Origin of the sequence: Nocardia sp. CA-128927, assembly GCF_050955855.1 — a bacterium.
Taxonomy (GTDB): Bacteria; Actinomycetota; Actinomycetes; order Mycobacteriales; family Mycobacteriaceae; genus Nocardia.
The window spans coordinates 4,239,144-4,254,292 of record NZ_CP192087.1 but is presented as its reverse complement, the minus strand read 5'-3'; the positions used below and the strand labels follow the sequence as shown (position 1 = coordinate 4,254,292).

The 15,149-nt window shown below is 64.8% G+C and carries 11 protein-coding genes; 5 read left to right on the top strand and 6 right to left on the bottom strand.

Going from position 1 to position 15,149, the window contains the following annotated elements:
* Positions 1 to 4: 4 nt before the first annotated feature.
* From ACQPW1_RS20130 to ACQPW1_RS20115, 4 genes are read left to right on the top strand one after another with little or no spacing between them, the layout of a single operon-like run.
* Positions 5 to 1,060, top strand: coding sequence for a zinc-dependent alcohol dehydrogenase family protein (locus tag ACQPW1_RS20130; RefSeq protein ID WP_433664225.1), 1,056 nt, complete (start codon positions 5 to 7; stop codon positions 1,058 to 1,060).
* Between the two features lie 18 nt (positions 1,061 to 1,078).
* Entirely contained in the window at positions 1,079 to 2,566 is a 1,488-nt protein-coding gene (locus ACQPW1_RS20125; protein WP_433664224.1) for an aldehyde dehydrogenase family protein, read from the top strand.
* Between the two features lie 26 nt (positions 2,567 to 2,592).
* Positions 2,593 to 4,449, top strand: a complete 1,857-nt coding sequence (gene asnB / locus ACQPW1_RS20120; RefSeq protein WP_433664223.1) for an asparagine synthase (glutamine-hydrolyzing) — start codon at positions 2,593 to 2,595, stop codon at positions 4,447 to 4,449.
* 44 nt (positions 4,450 to 4,493) lie between these two features.
* Positions 4,494 to 6,785, top strand: a complete 2,292-nt coding sequence (locus ACQPW1_RS20115; protein WP_433664222.1) for an ATP-binding cassette domain-containing protein — start codon at positions 4,494 to 4,496, stop codon at positions 6,783 to 6,785.
* Here the strand turns inward: ACQPW1_RS20115 and ACQPW1_RS20110 are convergent, their stop codons facing one another.
* Positions 6,786 to 8,945, bottom strand: coding sequence for an acyltransferase family protein (locus ACQPW1_RS20110; RefSeq protein ID WP_433665292.1), 2,160 nt, complete (start codon positions 8,943 to 8,945; stop codon positions 6,786 to 6,788). It abuts the gene before it with no gap.
* Positions 8,946 to 9,166: 221 nt separating this feature from the next.
* Here ACQPW1_RS20110 and ACQPW1_RS20105 point away from each other — a divergent pair, with 221 nt between their 5' ends.
* The gene (locus ACQPW1_RS20105) at positions 9,167 to 10,309 is read left to right on the top strand and encodes a Fic family protein (protein ID WP_433664221.1); all 1,143 of its coding nucleotides are present in this window, start codon (positions 9,167 to 9,169) and stop codon (positions 10,307 to 10,309) included.
* Between the two features lie 45 nt (positions 10,310 to 10,354).
* Here ACQPW1_RS20105 and crcB read toward each other — a convergent pair whose 3' ends face one another.
* From crcB to ACQPW1_RS20080, 5 genes are all read right to left on the bottom strand, one after another.
* On the bottom strand, positions 10,355 to 10,717 hold the full coding sequence (gene crcB / locus ACQPW1_RS20100) for a fluoride efflux transporter CrcB (RefSeq protein WP_433664220.1): 363 nt from the start codon (positions 10,715 to 10,717) through the stop codon (positions 10,355 to 10,357).
* On the bottom strand, positions 10,714 to 11,205 hold the full coding sequence (locus ACQPW1_RS20095) for a fluoride efflux transporter FluC (protein ID WP_433664219.1): 492 nt from the start codon (positions 11,203 to 11,205) through the stop codon (positions 10,714 to 10,716). The genes crcB and ACQPW1_RS20095 overlap by 4 nt, the downstream gene beginning before the upstream one ends.
* A gap of 198 nt (positions 11,206 to 11,403) precedes the next feature.
* Positions 11,404 to 11,775 carry a hypothetical protein gene (locus ACQPW1_RS20090; protein ID WP_433664218.1) on the bottom strand — a complete coding sequence of 124 codons (372 nt, stop codon included), beginning with the start codon at positions 11,773 to 11,775 and terminating at the stop codon, positions 11,404 to 11,406.
* A gap of 123 nt (positions 11,776 to 11,898) precedes the next feature.
* Entirely contained in the window at positions 11,899 to 13,443 is a 1,545-nt protein-coding gene (locus ACQPW1_RS20085) for a M28 family metallopeptidase (protein ID WP_433664217.1), read from the bottom strand.
* A 193-nt stretch (positions 13,444 to 13,636) separates the two neighbouring features.
* A complete protein-coding gene (locus ACQPW1_RS20080; RefSeq protein WP_433664216.1) occupies positions 13,637 to 15,100 on the bottom strand; it encodes an MDR family MFS transporter in 1,464 nt (487 codons plus the stop codon).
* Between the last annotated feature and the right edge of the window lie 49 nt (positions 15,101 to 15,149).

The window sequence follows — 15,149 nt, the reverse complement described above, 5'->3', positions numbered from 1 at the left end:
GACCATGAGAGCGGCACAGATTGTCGAATACGGCGCCCCACTCGAGTTGCGCGAAATCCCTGATCCCGCACCGGAACCCGACGGCGTGGTGCTCGAAGTGCTCGCCACCGGTATCTGCCGCAGCGACTGGCACGCGTGGATGGGCGATTGGGGGTGGATGGGTGGCCAGGTCGCGCTGCCGCGCACGCTGGGTCACGAGATCGTCGGCACGGTAAAGGCTGTCGGTGCCGAGGTGCGCGGCGTGCGGATCGGCGACCGCGTCACCACCCCGTTTCACCTGGCGTGCGGCACGTGCGCGTACTGCCGTTCGGGGCAGGCCAACGTGTGCGACAACATGCAGGTGCTCGGGTTCTGGTGCGACGGTGGCTATGCCGAGTACGCCCAGATCGCCAACGCCGACTTCAACTGTGTGCCAGTACCGGACGAGCTCACGCCGGTGGCGGCCAGCGCGATCGGGTGTCGATTCATGACGGCCTTTCACGCGGTCACCGAGCAGGGGCAGGTTCGTCCCGGCGAATGGCTGGCGGTGCACGGCGTCGGCGGTGTCGGGTTGGCGGCGGTGCAGATCGCCAGTGCCGCAGGCGCTTCCGTGGTCGCGGTGGACATCGACCCGGCCAAGCTCGCGCTCGCCAAGGAGCAGGGCGCGGCGCACACGATCGACGCGAGCGTCGAGCAGGATGTGCCCGCGGCGGTCCAGGAAGTCACCGGCGGCGGCGCGCACGTCTCGATCGATGCGCTCGGTGTCCAGGCGACGGTGGTGAATTCCGTACGCTCGCTGCGCAAACGCGGGCGGCACGTCCAGGTCGGGCTGACCAGCGCGGCGGATGCCGGGGAGATCGCGCTCCCGATGGACACCATCACCATCGGTGAGCTGTCCATCGTCGGCTCGCACGGCAACCCGCATTCCAGCTATCCGCGGCTGCTCTCGCTGGTCTCGTCCGGTCGGCTCGCGCCACAAACGCTGGTGCAGCAGACCGTTTCACTGGATCGCGCCGGGGAAGTCCTCTCCGCGATGAGCGATTTCACCACCAATGGCATCACCGTCATCGACCGCTTCTGACACGGACCGGGAGGACCCATGGATACCGCATGCAGCACCGTGGGCGTAGCGGCCCGAAACTTCCTGTCCCGTAAGCACCTGCTGTACATCGACGGTAGGTTCGTCGCCGCGGCGGCCGGTCGGACGTTCACCACGATCGACCCGTCCACCGGCGGGGATATCACCGAGATTGCCCATGCGGGAGCGGAGGACGTCGCAGCAGCCGTCACCGCAGCCCGTGCCGCGCTCGACGGACCGTGGAGTCGCTTGTCCGCAGCCGACCGCGGCCTGCTCATCGCGCGCATCGCCGATCTCATCGAGCGCAATGGCGAGGAACTTGCCGAGCTCGAAGCCCTCGATGCGGGCAAGCCGATCACCATGACCCAAGCGCTCGATATTCCGGCGGCGGCGGCCCAGTTTCGCTACTTCAGTGGCTGGCCGGCGCGGATCGAGGGCGAGACGATCCCGGTCGCGGTGCCGAATACGTTGTGCTACACCAGGAAAGAGCCGGTCGGGGTGTGCGCCCAGATCATCCCGTGGAACTTCTCGCTGTTGATGACGGCCTGGAAGGTCGGGGCGGCGTTGGCCGCCGGGTGCACGGTGGTGCTCAAGCCCGCGGAGCAGACGCCGCTGACCGCGCTGCGACTCGCCGAGCTGATCGAGGAGGCGGGTTTCCCGGCGGGCACGGTCAACGTGCTGACCGGTGACGGCGAGACGGGTGCCGCGCTGGTCGATCACCCTGGCGTCGACAAGATCGTATTCACCGGGTCTACCGCGGTGGGGCGTGAAATCGGCGCGAAGGCGGGCGCGCAGCTCAAGCGGGTGACCCTGGAACTCGGCGGGAAGAGTCCGAACATCATTCTTCCGGACGCCGACCTCGATGCCGCGATCGCCGGGAGCTACAACGGGATCTACTTCAATACCGGCCAGGCGTGCAATGCCGCATCCAGGCTGTATGTGCACGCGAGTGTGTTCGACGAGGTTGTCGAGGGACTGGCGGCGCGGGCGAAGAGCGCGCAGGTCGGTCCGGCGCTGGATCCGGCAACCGAGTGCGGGCCGGTAGTTTCGGCCGAGCAGTACCGGCGGGTGCGTGGTTATATCCACGACGGGGTCGCCGCCGGTGCGACATTGAAGTCGGGCGATATCCCCGCATCGGTGCCGGATGGCGGATACTTCGTTCGCCCAACGCTTTTCACCGATATCACGCCGGACATGCGGATCTGCCGCGAGGAGATCTTCGGACCGGTTCTGGTGGCGGCTCCGTTCGACACCATCGACGAAGCCGTGCGCCTGGCCAATGACACCGAATACGGTCTCGCGGCGGGTGTATGGACCCAAAACCTCAGCGACGCACACACTCTCGCCGCACGCCTGCACGCAGGCTCGGTCTACCTCAACACGTGGGCACCGGGTGATCCGGCGGCCCCGTTCGGCGGGGTCAAGGCGTCCGGTGTCGGCCGGGAGATGGGGCGCGCCGGGCTCGACGCGTATCTCGAACCGAAGACCGTGTGGGCGACCCTCGCGTGAGCAGACGATAGCGAAAGGATAAGACGATGTGTGGAATCGTCGGCTGGGTAGATTTCGATCGTGATCTCACTGCCGAGCGCCGAGTTCTCCAGATCATGGTGGACACCATGGCTTTTCGTGGGCCGGATGCCGAGGGCATGTGGTTGCATCCACATTGCGCCCTAGGGCACCGGCGACTTTCGGTGATCGACCTCGAAGGCGGTAAGCAGCCGATGGTCACACCGGAAACGCTGCCCGACGGGACGCCACTGGCCGCGATCAGTTACAGCGGCGAGGTATACAACTTCACCGAGCTTCGCGACGAACTCGAGGCGCACGGTCACCGCTTTGCGACCAGGAGCGACACCGAGGTCGTCCTGCGGGCATACCTGGAGTGGGGCACGGAATTCGTGCGGCGGCTGAACGGCATGTTCGCGTTTGCGATCTGGGATAGCCGTGTCGAAGAACTGCTGCTGTATCGGGATCGGTTGGGCGTCAAGCCGTTGTTCTACTATCCGACCCCGAATGGTGTCCTCTTCGGGTCCGAGCCGAAGGCGATTCTCGCGCATCCGGAGAGCCGGGCGGTGCTCACCATCGACGGACTGCGCGATGTGCTGTCGTTTGTTCGTGTGCCCGGGCAGACACCGTTGCAGGGCATGTACGAGGTCCGGCCCGGGCATGTTGTTCGGGTTCGCGATGGTCGGCGAACCGAGGAGAAGTACTGGGAGCTGGAATCCCGGCCGCACACCGACGACATCCCCGCGAGCGTGGGCAAGGTCCGAGAGTTGTTGGAAGACATTGTCGCCCGGCAATTGGTCGCCGATGTTCCGCTGTGCACTTTGCTGTCCGGCGGTCTGGATTCCAGCGCGTTGACCGCCCTCGCCCAGCGCAAGCTCGATGGCGGCGAGCGTATCCGGAGTTTCTCGGTGGATTTCGAAGGGCAAGTGGAGAACTTCGCGCCGGAGCCGCTCCGGGAAGCCCCCGACCAGCCGTTCGCGACGGAGTTGGTGCGGCACGTCGGTACCGACCACGAGACCATCCTGTTGAACAACGCGGATCTGGTGTCGCCGAGCATACGGTCGGCGGTGTCGCGGGCTTGGGATCTGCCGTTCGGTGACGGCGATCTCGGGCCGTCGCTCTATCTGCTGTTCCGCGCGGTACGGCAGCAGTCCACTGTTGCCCTTTCCGGCGAATCCGCGGACGAGGTGTTCGGCGGATACCTATGGTTCCATGACGAAAAGGCCGTGCAGGCCAATACATTTCCGTGGCACGCGCTCGGCGAGCGCTCGATCACCGAGCAATCGACGGCTTTCCTGAATCCAGATCTGACGGCGAAGCTGAACCTTCCGGAATACATTGCCGACCAGTATCAGACTGCCCTGCAAGAGGTTCCGCACCTGACCGGCGAGACCGGGCACGATCGACGGATGCGGATCGCGAGCTACCTGAATCTCACGCGGTGGCTTCCGGTAATGCTGGACCGCAAGGATCGGTTGAGCATGGCCAGCGGGATCGAGGTGCGTGTCCCGTTCTGCGATCATCGCCTGGTCGAGTATGTGTTCAATGTGCCGTGGTCGATCAAGACCTTCGACGGGCGGGAGAAGAGCCTGTTGCGCGCCGCGACCGCGGATCTGCTCCCGGAATCAATTGTGAAACGCCGCAAGGCACCTTATCCGTCCACCCAGGATTCCGGGTACGACCGGGCGATCAAGCAGATACTGGGGAAGATCGTCGCGGAACCGAGTTCTCCTGCCCTGCCTTTGTTCAATCTGGACGCGATCGACAAGCATCTCAACGCGCCGGTCGACGGTGCCTCATCGATGCAGGAAAGAGGGCTATACAACGAGACGCCGATTCGCCTCGCCGAATGGCTGGACGCCTATGACGTGGACGTAATGGTATAATTTCCATTTGGAAACTAGTTCTGATCACGCTGAGGGGAGTGGATATGTCGGATCGAACCGGACGGCAAGCGAACGACAGTATTACGCTGCAAGGCGTCCGAGAGAACAACCTGAAGAACGTGTCGCTGGAGATCCCCAAAGGACGGCTGACCGTCTTCACTGGCGTATCGGGTTCGGGTAAGTCGTCGCTGGTGTTCGGCACGATCGCGGTCGAGTCGCAGCGACAGCTCAACGAGACCTTCCCCTGGTTCATCCGCAACCGGCTGCCGAAGTACGAGCGGCCGCACGCCGAGGGCATGTCGCATCTGTCCACCGCCATAGTGGTGGACCAGCGACAGATCGGCGGCAGTTCCCGCTCGACCGTCGGCACCATGACCGAGATCAATCCGATACTGCGCGTGCTGTTTTCACGGCACGGCAAACCCAGCGCGGGCGAGTCGACCATGTACTCGTTCAACGTTCCGCAGGGCATGTGCCCCGAATGCGAAGGACTGGGCCGCACCGCGAAACTCGACCTCGACCTGCTGCTCGACAAGAAGAAGTCGCTGAACGAGGGCGCCATTACCTCACCGCTGTTCGCCGTCGGCGGCTATCCGTGGATCACCTACGCGGAGTCCGGCGTGTTCGATCCGGACAAGCCGTTGCAGGAGTTCACCGCGGAGGAATACGAAAAGCTGCTCTACGGCGGGGGTTTCAAGGTCCGGCGGCCCGGCAAGGACGTGACGCACTCCAACGAGTACGAGGGCATCGTCGTCCGGTTCAATCGCCGCTACCTCAAGAACGGCCTCGATGCGCTGAAGGACAAGGAGCGCAAGGACGTCGAGAAGGTCGTGACGACCAGCACCTGTGAGGTCTGCGGCGGCGGGCGGCTCAACAAGGCCGCGCTCGCCTCGAAGATCAAGGGCAAGAACATCGCCGACTACGCGGACATGGAGGTGAGCGAGCTGATCGTCGAGCTGGGGAAGATCGATGATCGGGTCGCCAAACCCGTTGTGCAGGCGGCCATCACAGCTCTGACCCGCTTGGAGTCGATCGGTCTGGGTTACCTCAGTCTCGCCCGCGAGACTTCCACTCTGTCCGGCGGTGAAGGACAGCGGCTCAAGACGGTGCGCCATCTCGGCAGCAGCTTGAGCGACCTCACCTTCATCTTCGACGAGCCGAGCGTCGGCCTGCATCCGCGAGATGTGCACCGCCTCAACGAGCTTCTCGCCGAGTTGCGCGACAACGGGAACACCGTGCTCGTCGTGGAACACAATCCAGACGTCATGGCCGTCGCCGACCGGATCGTCGACATGGGTCCCGAGGCCGGTGCGCACGGCGGCGAAATCGTGTTCGAGGGGACCTACCGGAAGCTCCTGACGGCCGACACGCTCACCGGCCGAAGGCTGCGTGAACACACAGGTTTGAAGGATGAGGTCCGCAAATCGACCGGCTCGCTGGACATCAGCAAGGCGACGCTGAACAACCTGCACAATGTCTCGGTGAGTATCCCCACTGGAGTGCTCACCGCCGTGACCGGCGTGGCGGGCTCCGGTAAGAGTTCGCTCATATCAGGGGCTTTCGCCGCTCAGCACCCGGATGCGGTCATGGTGGACCAGTCGGGCATCGGCATCTCCTCGCGATCGACGCCTGCTACCTATGTCGACATCATGGACACCGTCCGCAGCTTGTTCGCGAAGGCCAACGACGCGGAGCCCGGGCTGTTCAGCTTCAACTCCACCGGTGCCTGCCCGGCTTGCAAGGGGCGCGGTGTCATCGAGACAGACCTCGCCTACATGGATCCGGTCACGGTGACCTGTGAGGTGTGCGAAGGCAAGCGGTACAACGACGAAGCATTGCAGAAGACGTTGCGCGGCAAGAACATCGCCGAGGTGCTTGCGCTCACGGTCGAAGAAGGGCTCTCCTACTTCACCGAGGAGAAGGTGACCGACAAGCTCGTGCTCCTTCGTGAAGTTGGCCTGGCGTATTTGACTCTGGGCCAACCGCTTTCGACGCTGTCGGGCGGCGAGCGTCAACGGCTCAAGCTCGCACTCCGGCTCCAGGACACCGGCACCGTCTTCGTGTTCGACGAGCCGACCACCGGACTGCACATGGCCGACGTCGACCGGCTACTCACCCTCTTCGATCGCCTTGTCGACGAAGGAAACACGGTCATCGTGGTCGAACATGATCTAGAGGTCGTCAAACACGCCGACTGGGTAATCGATCTCGGGCCCGACGCAGGGCGACACGGCGGTCGAGTGCTGTTCGAGGGCACCCCGAAACAGCTCATCTCGGACAAGAAGTCGGTCACCGCTCAGTACCTGCGGAAGGACCTCGAACGAGCAGATCGCTGACTAGCCCGGCGCGGCGAGCGCTCGGTCGGCCAGTGCGGCAACGATCGGAGTGAGAGCTTTCGCGTAGGTGACCGTCAGGTGGTTGTCGTCGCGGTAGATGAGGTTGTTGCGGTTGATGAGTGGGCAGCGGGCGGTGGTGCAGAACAGCTCGGTGAGGTCGACGTACTGTGCGCCGCCCGCTGTCGCCGCGGCTCGTTCGGCGGCGATGCCCACGTCGTTCACGGCAACCTGACGGGTCGGCGCGCAGGCCAGTGCGTCGTCCAGATGGTCGGACAGGCAGGTCGGCGCGGTGCTGTGCGGATCCGGAATGGGGCCGAGGACAAGGACATTCGCGCCGGTGGCCCGTAGCTGCGTGGTCAGTCTGGCCAGGCTGTCGATCCAGGCTTGGTCGTAGGTGGTGAAGCCGAAGTCGCCGCCGTAGCGCCGGGACATGCTCAGCACGATCAGCCGCGGATGCTCTGCTTGCAACCGGGTCAGGATCTGGTGGCGCCACTGCACACATTCGGTGTACTCCCGGCCCAGGTAGGGGCTGGTGATGGGCAGCTCCATCAGCGGGCAGGTGACCTTACTCATCGTCTCCAGTCGCCAATGCCGCTGCTCGGCAACCTGTTCGAACGCCGGGCTCCACATCGCGGCGTGCGAATCGCCGACCAGTGCCACCGTGCTGGCCGAATCGGGATCGCCCGAAACACACTCGGGCTGACCGACGTCGAGCCACGAACGCACGCAACCGTTTCCGAACACCGCGGCCTTGTCGCCCGGTGCGTCCGCCAGTGCCGGTGACAGATTCGAGGGGACAGCTCGCTGTTCGGCCGACGCCGCGACGGCAGCCTGCACCTGTGCGGTCAGCTGTTGCACCGCCGCATCGTGCGGATCGATGGCTTGCGACGACGCTGTCTCCGGTGCCGCCATAACCGTGAGAGCCTCGGCCGCCGCACCACGACCGACCGGAGCGGGCACAAACACCAGCAGCGCCACCGCGACTCCGACGGCTGCCGCGGTGACGCCGCCGCCACTGGCCAGACTAAGCGCCGCCGAACGTCGTAGCGGAGCCGCGAATCGGAGCGGATCCTCGACGAACCACAGGGTGAGCATCGCGAGACCACCGGCCGTGACCACCGCACCCACGGCACCGACTGTGTCGAGGCTGTGGCCGAACACGTGTGGTGCGAGCAGCAACACCGGCCAGTGCCAGAGATACCAGGAGTAGGAAAGTCGACCGAGTGACCGCAGCGGACTCACCGACAGCGCCCGACCGACTCCCCAGCGGGTCGCGGCACAGCCTGCGACTATGACCAGCACCGCGCCGAGGACAGGCAGCAGCGCCGCAGTACCGGGATACGGCGTCCGCCCGTCCAATCGCGTACAGGCAAACAGGATCAACGCCAACCCCAGCCACCCGGCAACGGTGGCCACCGATTCCGGCAGCCGCCGCCACACCGGCACCGAGAGCGCCACGATGCCGCCGAGCGCCAGCTCCCACGCCCGCGCAGGCAGTGCGAAGAACGCCCAAGGCGGCAACGTGCGAGTCCAGGTGAACGAGACCGCGAACGACGCCGCGGCAACCACCGCGAGAACAAGCAGGTACGGAGTCGGCGAGGCATCCCCTCCGCGCCGACTCCGCCGGTGCGCAAACCAGGCGACTCCAATGATCAACGCAGGCCACAACAGATAGAACTGCTCCTCCACCCCCAGCGACCAGTAATGCTGAAACGGCGACGGCGGCGTATCAGCAGCCAGGTAATCCGTGCCATTGAGCGCAAGCCGATAGTTGCCCACATACAACGCACTGGCAATCCCGTCACCGAGAACAGCCCGAGCCTGCAACGGCGGCAGCAACACCGCCGCCCCCACCGCCGTGGCAACCAGCACGATCCCCGCAGCAGGCAACAACCTCCGGGCCCGAGCACCGTAGAACCGCGCAAGCCGGATCGTCCCGGTGGCGGCCACCTCACGCCACAACATTCCGGTAATCAGAAACCCGGAGATGACAAAGAAAACATCAACCCCGACAAACCCACCACCAACTCCCCAAACCCCTGCATGAAACACAACCACCGCCAAAACCGCAACAGCGCGCAGCCCCTCGACGTCAGTCCGGAACGCCCGCACTCCCTGCCCCGCACCAGACCGACCACCCGAGCCGTCCTGCCGAACCATCAATTCACCGGAGGCAGTCCCTATCATGGGACGCATTCTTACCAACTCTTGCCAACAATGTCCCAACGACATTTACTAATCAAGACAGACTGAACAAATCTGTAAGCCACGCTTATTTACCACCGACAGAATTCCGGCGGAGCACCGATACCGGGTGATCGTCGGACTCGCCCGACTTTCAGATGCTTGACGTAATGATTACGTCACTATATTGTTGACGCGTGCTGTTCCCAACTCCCCCATTGAGCGACGCTGACGAACGCGTGCTGTCCGAAGTGGACCTCATGCGCGATATGCTGCGTCACCAGCTACAGGGCGCACCCACCGGGTGGACCGGTGGGCTGCGGAAGTTCCTGACCGCAGACGCGGTGGCGGCGTCCAACTCCATCGAGGGGTTCAAAGTCGCCACCGTCGATGTAGAGGATCTGATAGTCGGCGAGCGCGATGTCGATGTCTCCGAGGAAAACCGTGCGGAGACATTGGCCTATGAGCAAATGCTGACGTATATCCAGACCTTGCACGATGCCGAAGACTTCTCCTACAGCAAGGGCCTCCTCAACGCATTGCACTGGATGTTGCAGGGACACAGGCACGCTGCGCGCCGACCAGCCGGACAATGGCGACGCGGACCCGTATATGTGACCGATGTACGCGATCCGAGCATTGCCGCATACACCGCACCGGCGGCCACAGCCGTGCCGGCGCTAATGGAGGAGTTGGTGGATTGGCTCGATATCGAAAAGGGATCGCATCCCTTAGTTCGCGCCGCGATGGCGCACCTGCATCTGGTATCAATCCATCCATGGGCTGACGGCAATGGCCGTATGTCACGCTCGCTCCAAACATTGATGATTGCGCGGGAAGGCGTGCTGGCCCCAGAGTTCTCCTCGATCGAGGCGTGGCTGGGACGCCCTGGCAATACCTGGGAGTACTACCAGGTATTGGGACGGTGTGGTAGCGAGTATCGACCAAATCAGGATGTCTCGGAATGGATCCGGTTCAATCTGATCGCCTATCACCAGCAGGCGCAGACTGTCCACGCGAGGTTCATGCGTTCCGGTCGGGTGTGGGAGGTGCTGGCCGATTTCGCAAGAGGAAACAGCCTGGACGAGCGGCTCATTGCCGCGATGCACGATGTAGCGATGTCGGGTCGGGTACGTCGCTCCCGCTATGAACAGAACGAGGGACTGAATCTGCAACAGGCACAACGCGATCTACGCGAACTCGTACGTAGGCAGATCCTGGCACCGGTCGGACGCACCCGCGCCCGGTTCTACGTCGCAGGTGCGATGTTCCCCGAGACAGCGTTGGAGATCGCCCACACCCCAACGACATTGACAGATCCTTACGCTATCGCCCGGTAGCGAATCGCCGCCCTAACATCGGGAATCGGCTTTCCTGTGGGCGCCTTATCCATGGAGGCCATGGGCAACGGAGTAGCCGATGACGGCTGCGGCCAGACCCCCGCCGATACCCACTACGACATTGAGGATCGCGTACCGGTAGCTGCCTTGCTCGGCGAGGCGGACGGTCTCGTAGCTGAAGGTGCTGTACGTGGTGAACGCACCGCAGAATCCGGTGCCCGCCAACAACATCCACGGCGCCGACAGGCCCGCACCGGTCAGTCCGCCCAGCACGAGGCAACCGACTACGTTGACGGCCAGTGTGCCCCAAGGGAAACGGCTGTCATGGCGCACCTGGACAGCCCGGTCGAGCAGGTAGCGCGAGGGTGCACCGAGGGCCGCACCCACGATCACCAGCAGCGCGTTCATGACGCCACCTCCACCCGGGCGAACCGGGCTGCGGCCCGGGTGAGCAGCAGGGCAACGGTGGTGGCGACCAGTGCCGCGACCAAGGTGGCGATCAGGTAGACAGCGGCGATGAGGACGGTGCCCGGGTCGAGCAGCGCGCGAATGTCTTCGGCATAGGTGGAGAAGGTGGTGAACCCACCGAGCACCCCGACACCGAGAAACGGGCGGACCAACGGGTGCACCGGGCGGATCTCGGTGATCACGACCATCAGCACACCGAGCAGGAAACTCCCCGCAACGTTGATCGCGAATACCGCCCACGGGAATCCGCCCGCAGGTACGGGCCAGGCGAGGAGCAGGCCGTAGCGGGCCAAAGCCCCGAGCGCGCCACCCAACGCAATGACGGCGAGCACCGCGCCGTGCCCGCCTGTGAGCTCGCGCCGCTGGCCACGGATGTGCAGATCGATGTCGGGATCGACGGAAAGGCATGCTTGCGGGTCGATGGGCACGGCTGTCTCCTACTCCAAGGCCGCCCGAGAGCGGGGTGATGGGGTAGGGACTGTTGGCCGGCGATGCCCGCGGTTGTTCCGAATCCGATGTCCGGAGCGGCGAGCCCCACCGCCGCGGCAACCATTATATGCCGTGTCAACACTGCGGTGCGCGCGAGGTATGGCCGGAGGATTCCGAGGTCGGTCAGAGCACAGGTGTCATCGACGACGGAGATTGATCACCGCGCGGATCAGCCTCGGTGCGGCGAGCCCGGCGGCCAACGCGGTCAGCGGCACGAGAACCTGGCCCCAGGCATCCCGGATCGGGCGATAACGCGCAACACCGTGACTGATTTCGATATAGCCGAGCGGGCGCGCATCAATGCCGCCGCCCAAAACACCATCCGCACCACCGAATCCGATACCCGCGCGCGCAACGGGGACGACGGTGATGCCGTCGGCCGTGATCGGTTCGCCGAAAACCATTGCCGCCCCGGATTTTCCACTGACCAACTCCGCCATCTGCTCCCGCATCGCCACCGCATCGGCCGCCGCGAGCTCGGTGGAAACCGGATCCTGCGATGCCTGCATAGTCCTGAACCTCCATTGCCGTCGAAAGTGCCCGATCTCGAGGCTAGCTGGACGGTGCGCGGCAGAGCGCAACCCGGCGGTGCTGGCCCGCCGGGTTGCGTTCTGCCGTATTCGATTTCAGACCTACATGGCGAGTCCGCCGTGGTGGGTCTCGGTCTTTCCGCGCTGCTGGGGAGCAGACTTCGCAGCCGGGGTGCGGCTGGGCGGGTTGTCGCTGAAGGCGAAGGTCGCGACGGAGTAGGCGATGGCGCCGGTGTTCACGGCCAATGCCTTGTCGTTGATGTTCTTGGTCGTGTCGCAGGCACCGTGGTAGCAGGCGTCATAGGGCTTGCCCGCTTCGCCGCCGAACATCTTCTGTTCCTCGGGTGTCTTGATGCCCTCCGCGCCGGTGAACAGACCACCGACCGGGATCCCGACCGCCATGAACGGGCCGTAGTCCGAGCGCCCGTCGAGGGTTGCCGGGACGTGCGGGAGGCGGAGGAAGTCGAAGTAGCGAGCCAGGTTCTTCTCGATATCGACAGACCCGGCCGGTCCCGCGCTGCCGTCATAGATCATGTACGAGAAGTTCGGCGAACCGATCATGTCGTAGTTGGCATAGAGCGCGATCTTGTTGCGGTCCGCCTCGGGCAGGTTCGCCACGTAGTGATCGGAGCCGAGCAGGCCGAGCTCCTCGGCACCCCACCAGGCGAACCGGACCTTGTTCTTCGGCGGCAACTTGGCCAGCTGCAACGCGACCTCGAGCAGTCCGGCACTGCCGGAGCCGTTGTCGTTGATACCCGGACCGGCCAGCACGGAGTCGAGGTGCGCCCCCGCCATCACGACCTTGTCCGCGTTGCCGCGCTTGGTCTCCGCGATGATGTTGTTGGTCTTGCGGGTCGTGCTCTCGGTGTCGGTCTTCAGCCGGACCACCGTGTTCGCCGGGGAGGCGAGGTCGACGCCGAGGGCGAAGCTCACGCCGACCACCGGCACCGTGATGCCGGGCCCGCCAAGGGTTCCGGTGAAGGTGTCGGTACGGCCGGGCTGACCCTCGTTGAAGATGATCACGCCCGAGGCACCAGCCGTCTGCGCGTTTCGGGCCTTGTCGGCGAAGGTGCAGGTGCCGCGCTGCAGCAGGGCGATATTGCCCGCGGTGAAGCCCGCGAAGTCCTGCGCCTCGCAGCCGGAGGTCGAGCTCGGTTCCGGCGTGGGCGGCAAGACCAGATCGACGGCCTGGACTGTGCCCTGCGCGTTCCCGGAACCCGAATAGGTCAGGGTCGCGAAGTCACCGAGTTCGCTGCTGCCCGGCGCGGTCGGCTTGTAGACCTTGGCGTCGGGTGAGACCTGCTCCATGGCCGCGGTCGACTTCTCCCGGAAGAACGGGAAGTCGAACTTCTGCACCGTCACCTGGTATCCCGCGCCGCGCAGCTTTCCGGCCACGTAGTCGCTGGACTTGTCGAAGCCTGCTGTGCCGGAGGCGCGGGTGTGGCCGTTGGCGTCGGCGATCTTCTGGAACTCCTGCAGGTGCCGCTTGATGTTGGGCGCCTGGACCGAGTCGGCCAGTTGTCGCTCGGGTGGCGCGCCTGGGTCGGCGTGCGTGGTCCCGGCCAGCGCGAGGGATAGAGCGAGAGGCAGAGCGGCGGCTACAGCGATAACGCGACAAGCCTTGGCACGGCGGAAGATATGGGGCATGAGGGCTCCTCCAAAGGGATGGACAAATCCCGATCTTCGGAGGTTAGGCCCGGTATGTCGCTTTGGTGAAACCCCAGTCGAACTGGGGAAAGAGGTTGCGGGGGTGCGTCATCCGAGACGCGGTGGGGAAACCGAGAACGACGAAACCCCCGGCATGCGCAGGCAGCCGGGGGTCTTCGTGGTCGAACTACGTTCAGCCCTTGATCAATTCGGGTGCCGCGGCCTCGGACTCATCGGCGGCCACGTGGTCGGCTGCCCGGTTCGGCAGCAGCACCGCCATGACGATCACGACAATTGCCACGACGGCGGATACCAAGAAGGCCAGCCGCATACCGTCCAGGTGAGCGGTGATCGCATCGACGCCGTCCTCGACGAGCGAGGTGCTTCGGGCCGACATCACGGTCACCACCAGGGCGGTACCGAAGGCCGCGGCGACCTGCTGCAGGGTGCCGAGCATCGAGCTGCCGTGTGAGTACAGGTCATGCGACAGCGCACCGAGGCCGAGGGTGAAGACCGGGGTGAAGGTCAGGGCCAGCGACACCATCAGCAGGATGTGCAGTGCCAGCAGCTGCCAGTACGGCATGCTCATCGAGATCTGGGTGAATCCGAACAGCGACGCGGCGATGCCGATCGAGCCCGGGATCACCAGCAGTCGTCCGCCGAACCGGTCGAACAGCCGCCCGATGGTCGGTCCGAGCAGACCCATCGCCAACCCGCCCGGCATCACCAGCAGGCCGGTGGCCAGCGGGCTCAGGCCACGCAGGTTCTGCAGGTACAGCGGCAGCAGGATCATCGAGCCGAGCATGGCCATGAACGCGACCGACATCAGCACCAGCGCCTTGGTGTAGGTGCCTGCCAACAGGACCCGCAGGTCCAGCAGCGGACTGCCGGAGCGCTGCAGGCTCAGCTGACGGAACACGAACGCGGCGATGAGTGCGACACCGGCGGCGACGATCAGGGCCGGGCTGGTGAGGTTGTCGGCCTCGAATCGGCTGAGCCCGAACACCAGTCCACCGAAGCCGAGTGCGGCCAAGAACACGCTGGCCCAGTCGATCGCACCGGTCTGCGGCTCACCGACGTTCTCCAGCTGACGCAGGCCCAGCCAGGCGACCACACCGGTGATCGGCAGCACCAGCACGAAAAGCCAACGCCACGAACCGACCTGCAGCACCAACCCGGAAATCACCGGTCCCATCGCGGGGGCCACCGAAATGGCCAGGGTGACGTTGCCCATCACTCGACCGCGATCCTGCTCGGGTACGACGGTCATCAGCGTGGTCATCAGCAGCGGCATCATCACCGCGGTGCCGCCGGCCTGAATGATCCGGCCGAGCAACAGCACCTCGAAGGTCGGCGCGACGGCCGACAGCGCGGTACCGGCCAGGAAGACACCCATCGCCGTGGCGTAGGCCTGCCTGGTCGAAACCCGTTGCAGGAACCAGCCGGTGGTGGGAATGATGGCCGCCATGGTGAGCATGAACGCGGTGGAGACCCACTGCGCCGCCCGCTCGGTGACGTCGAGATCCTCCATCAGGCGGGGGATCGCGTTGATCATGATGGTCTCGTTCAGGATCACCACGAAGGTCGCGAGTACCAATACCCGGATTACGAGCGGTGTCCGTCCTCCCGTCGCGGGAGCGGCTGTTTTGGCGGACATCGGGTTACCTCCGGCATAGATGTTGACAGCAAGTGCGTGGCCTAGAGGT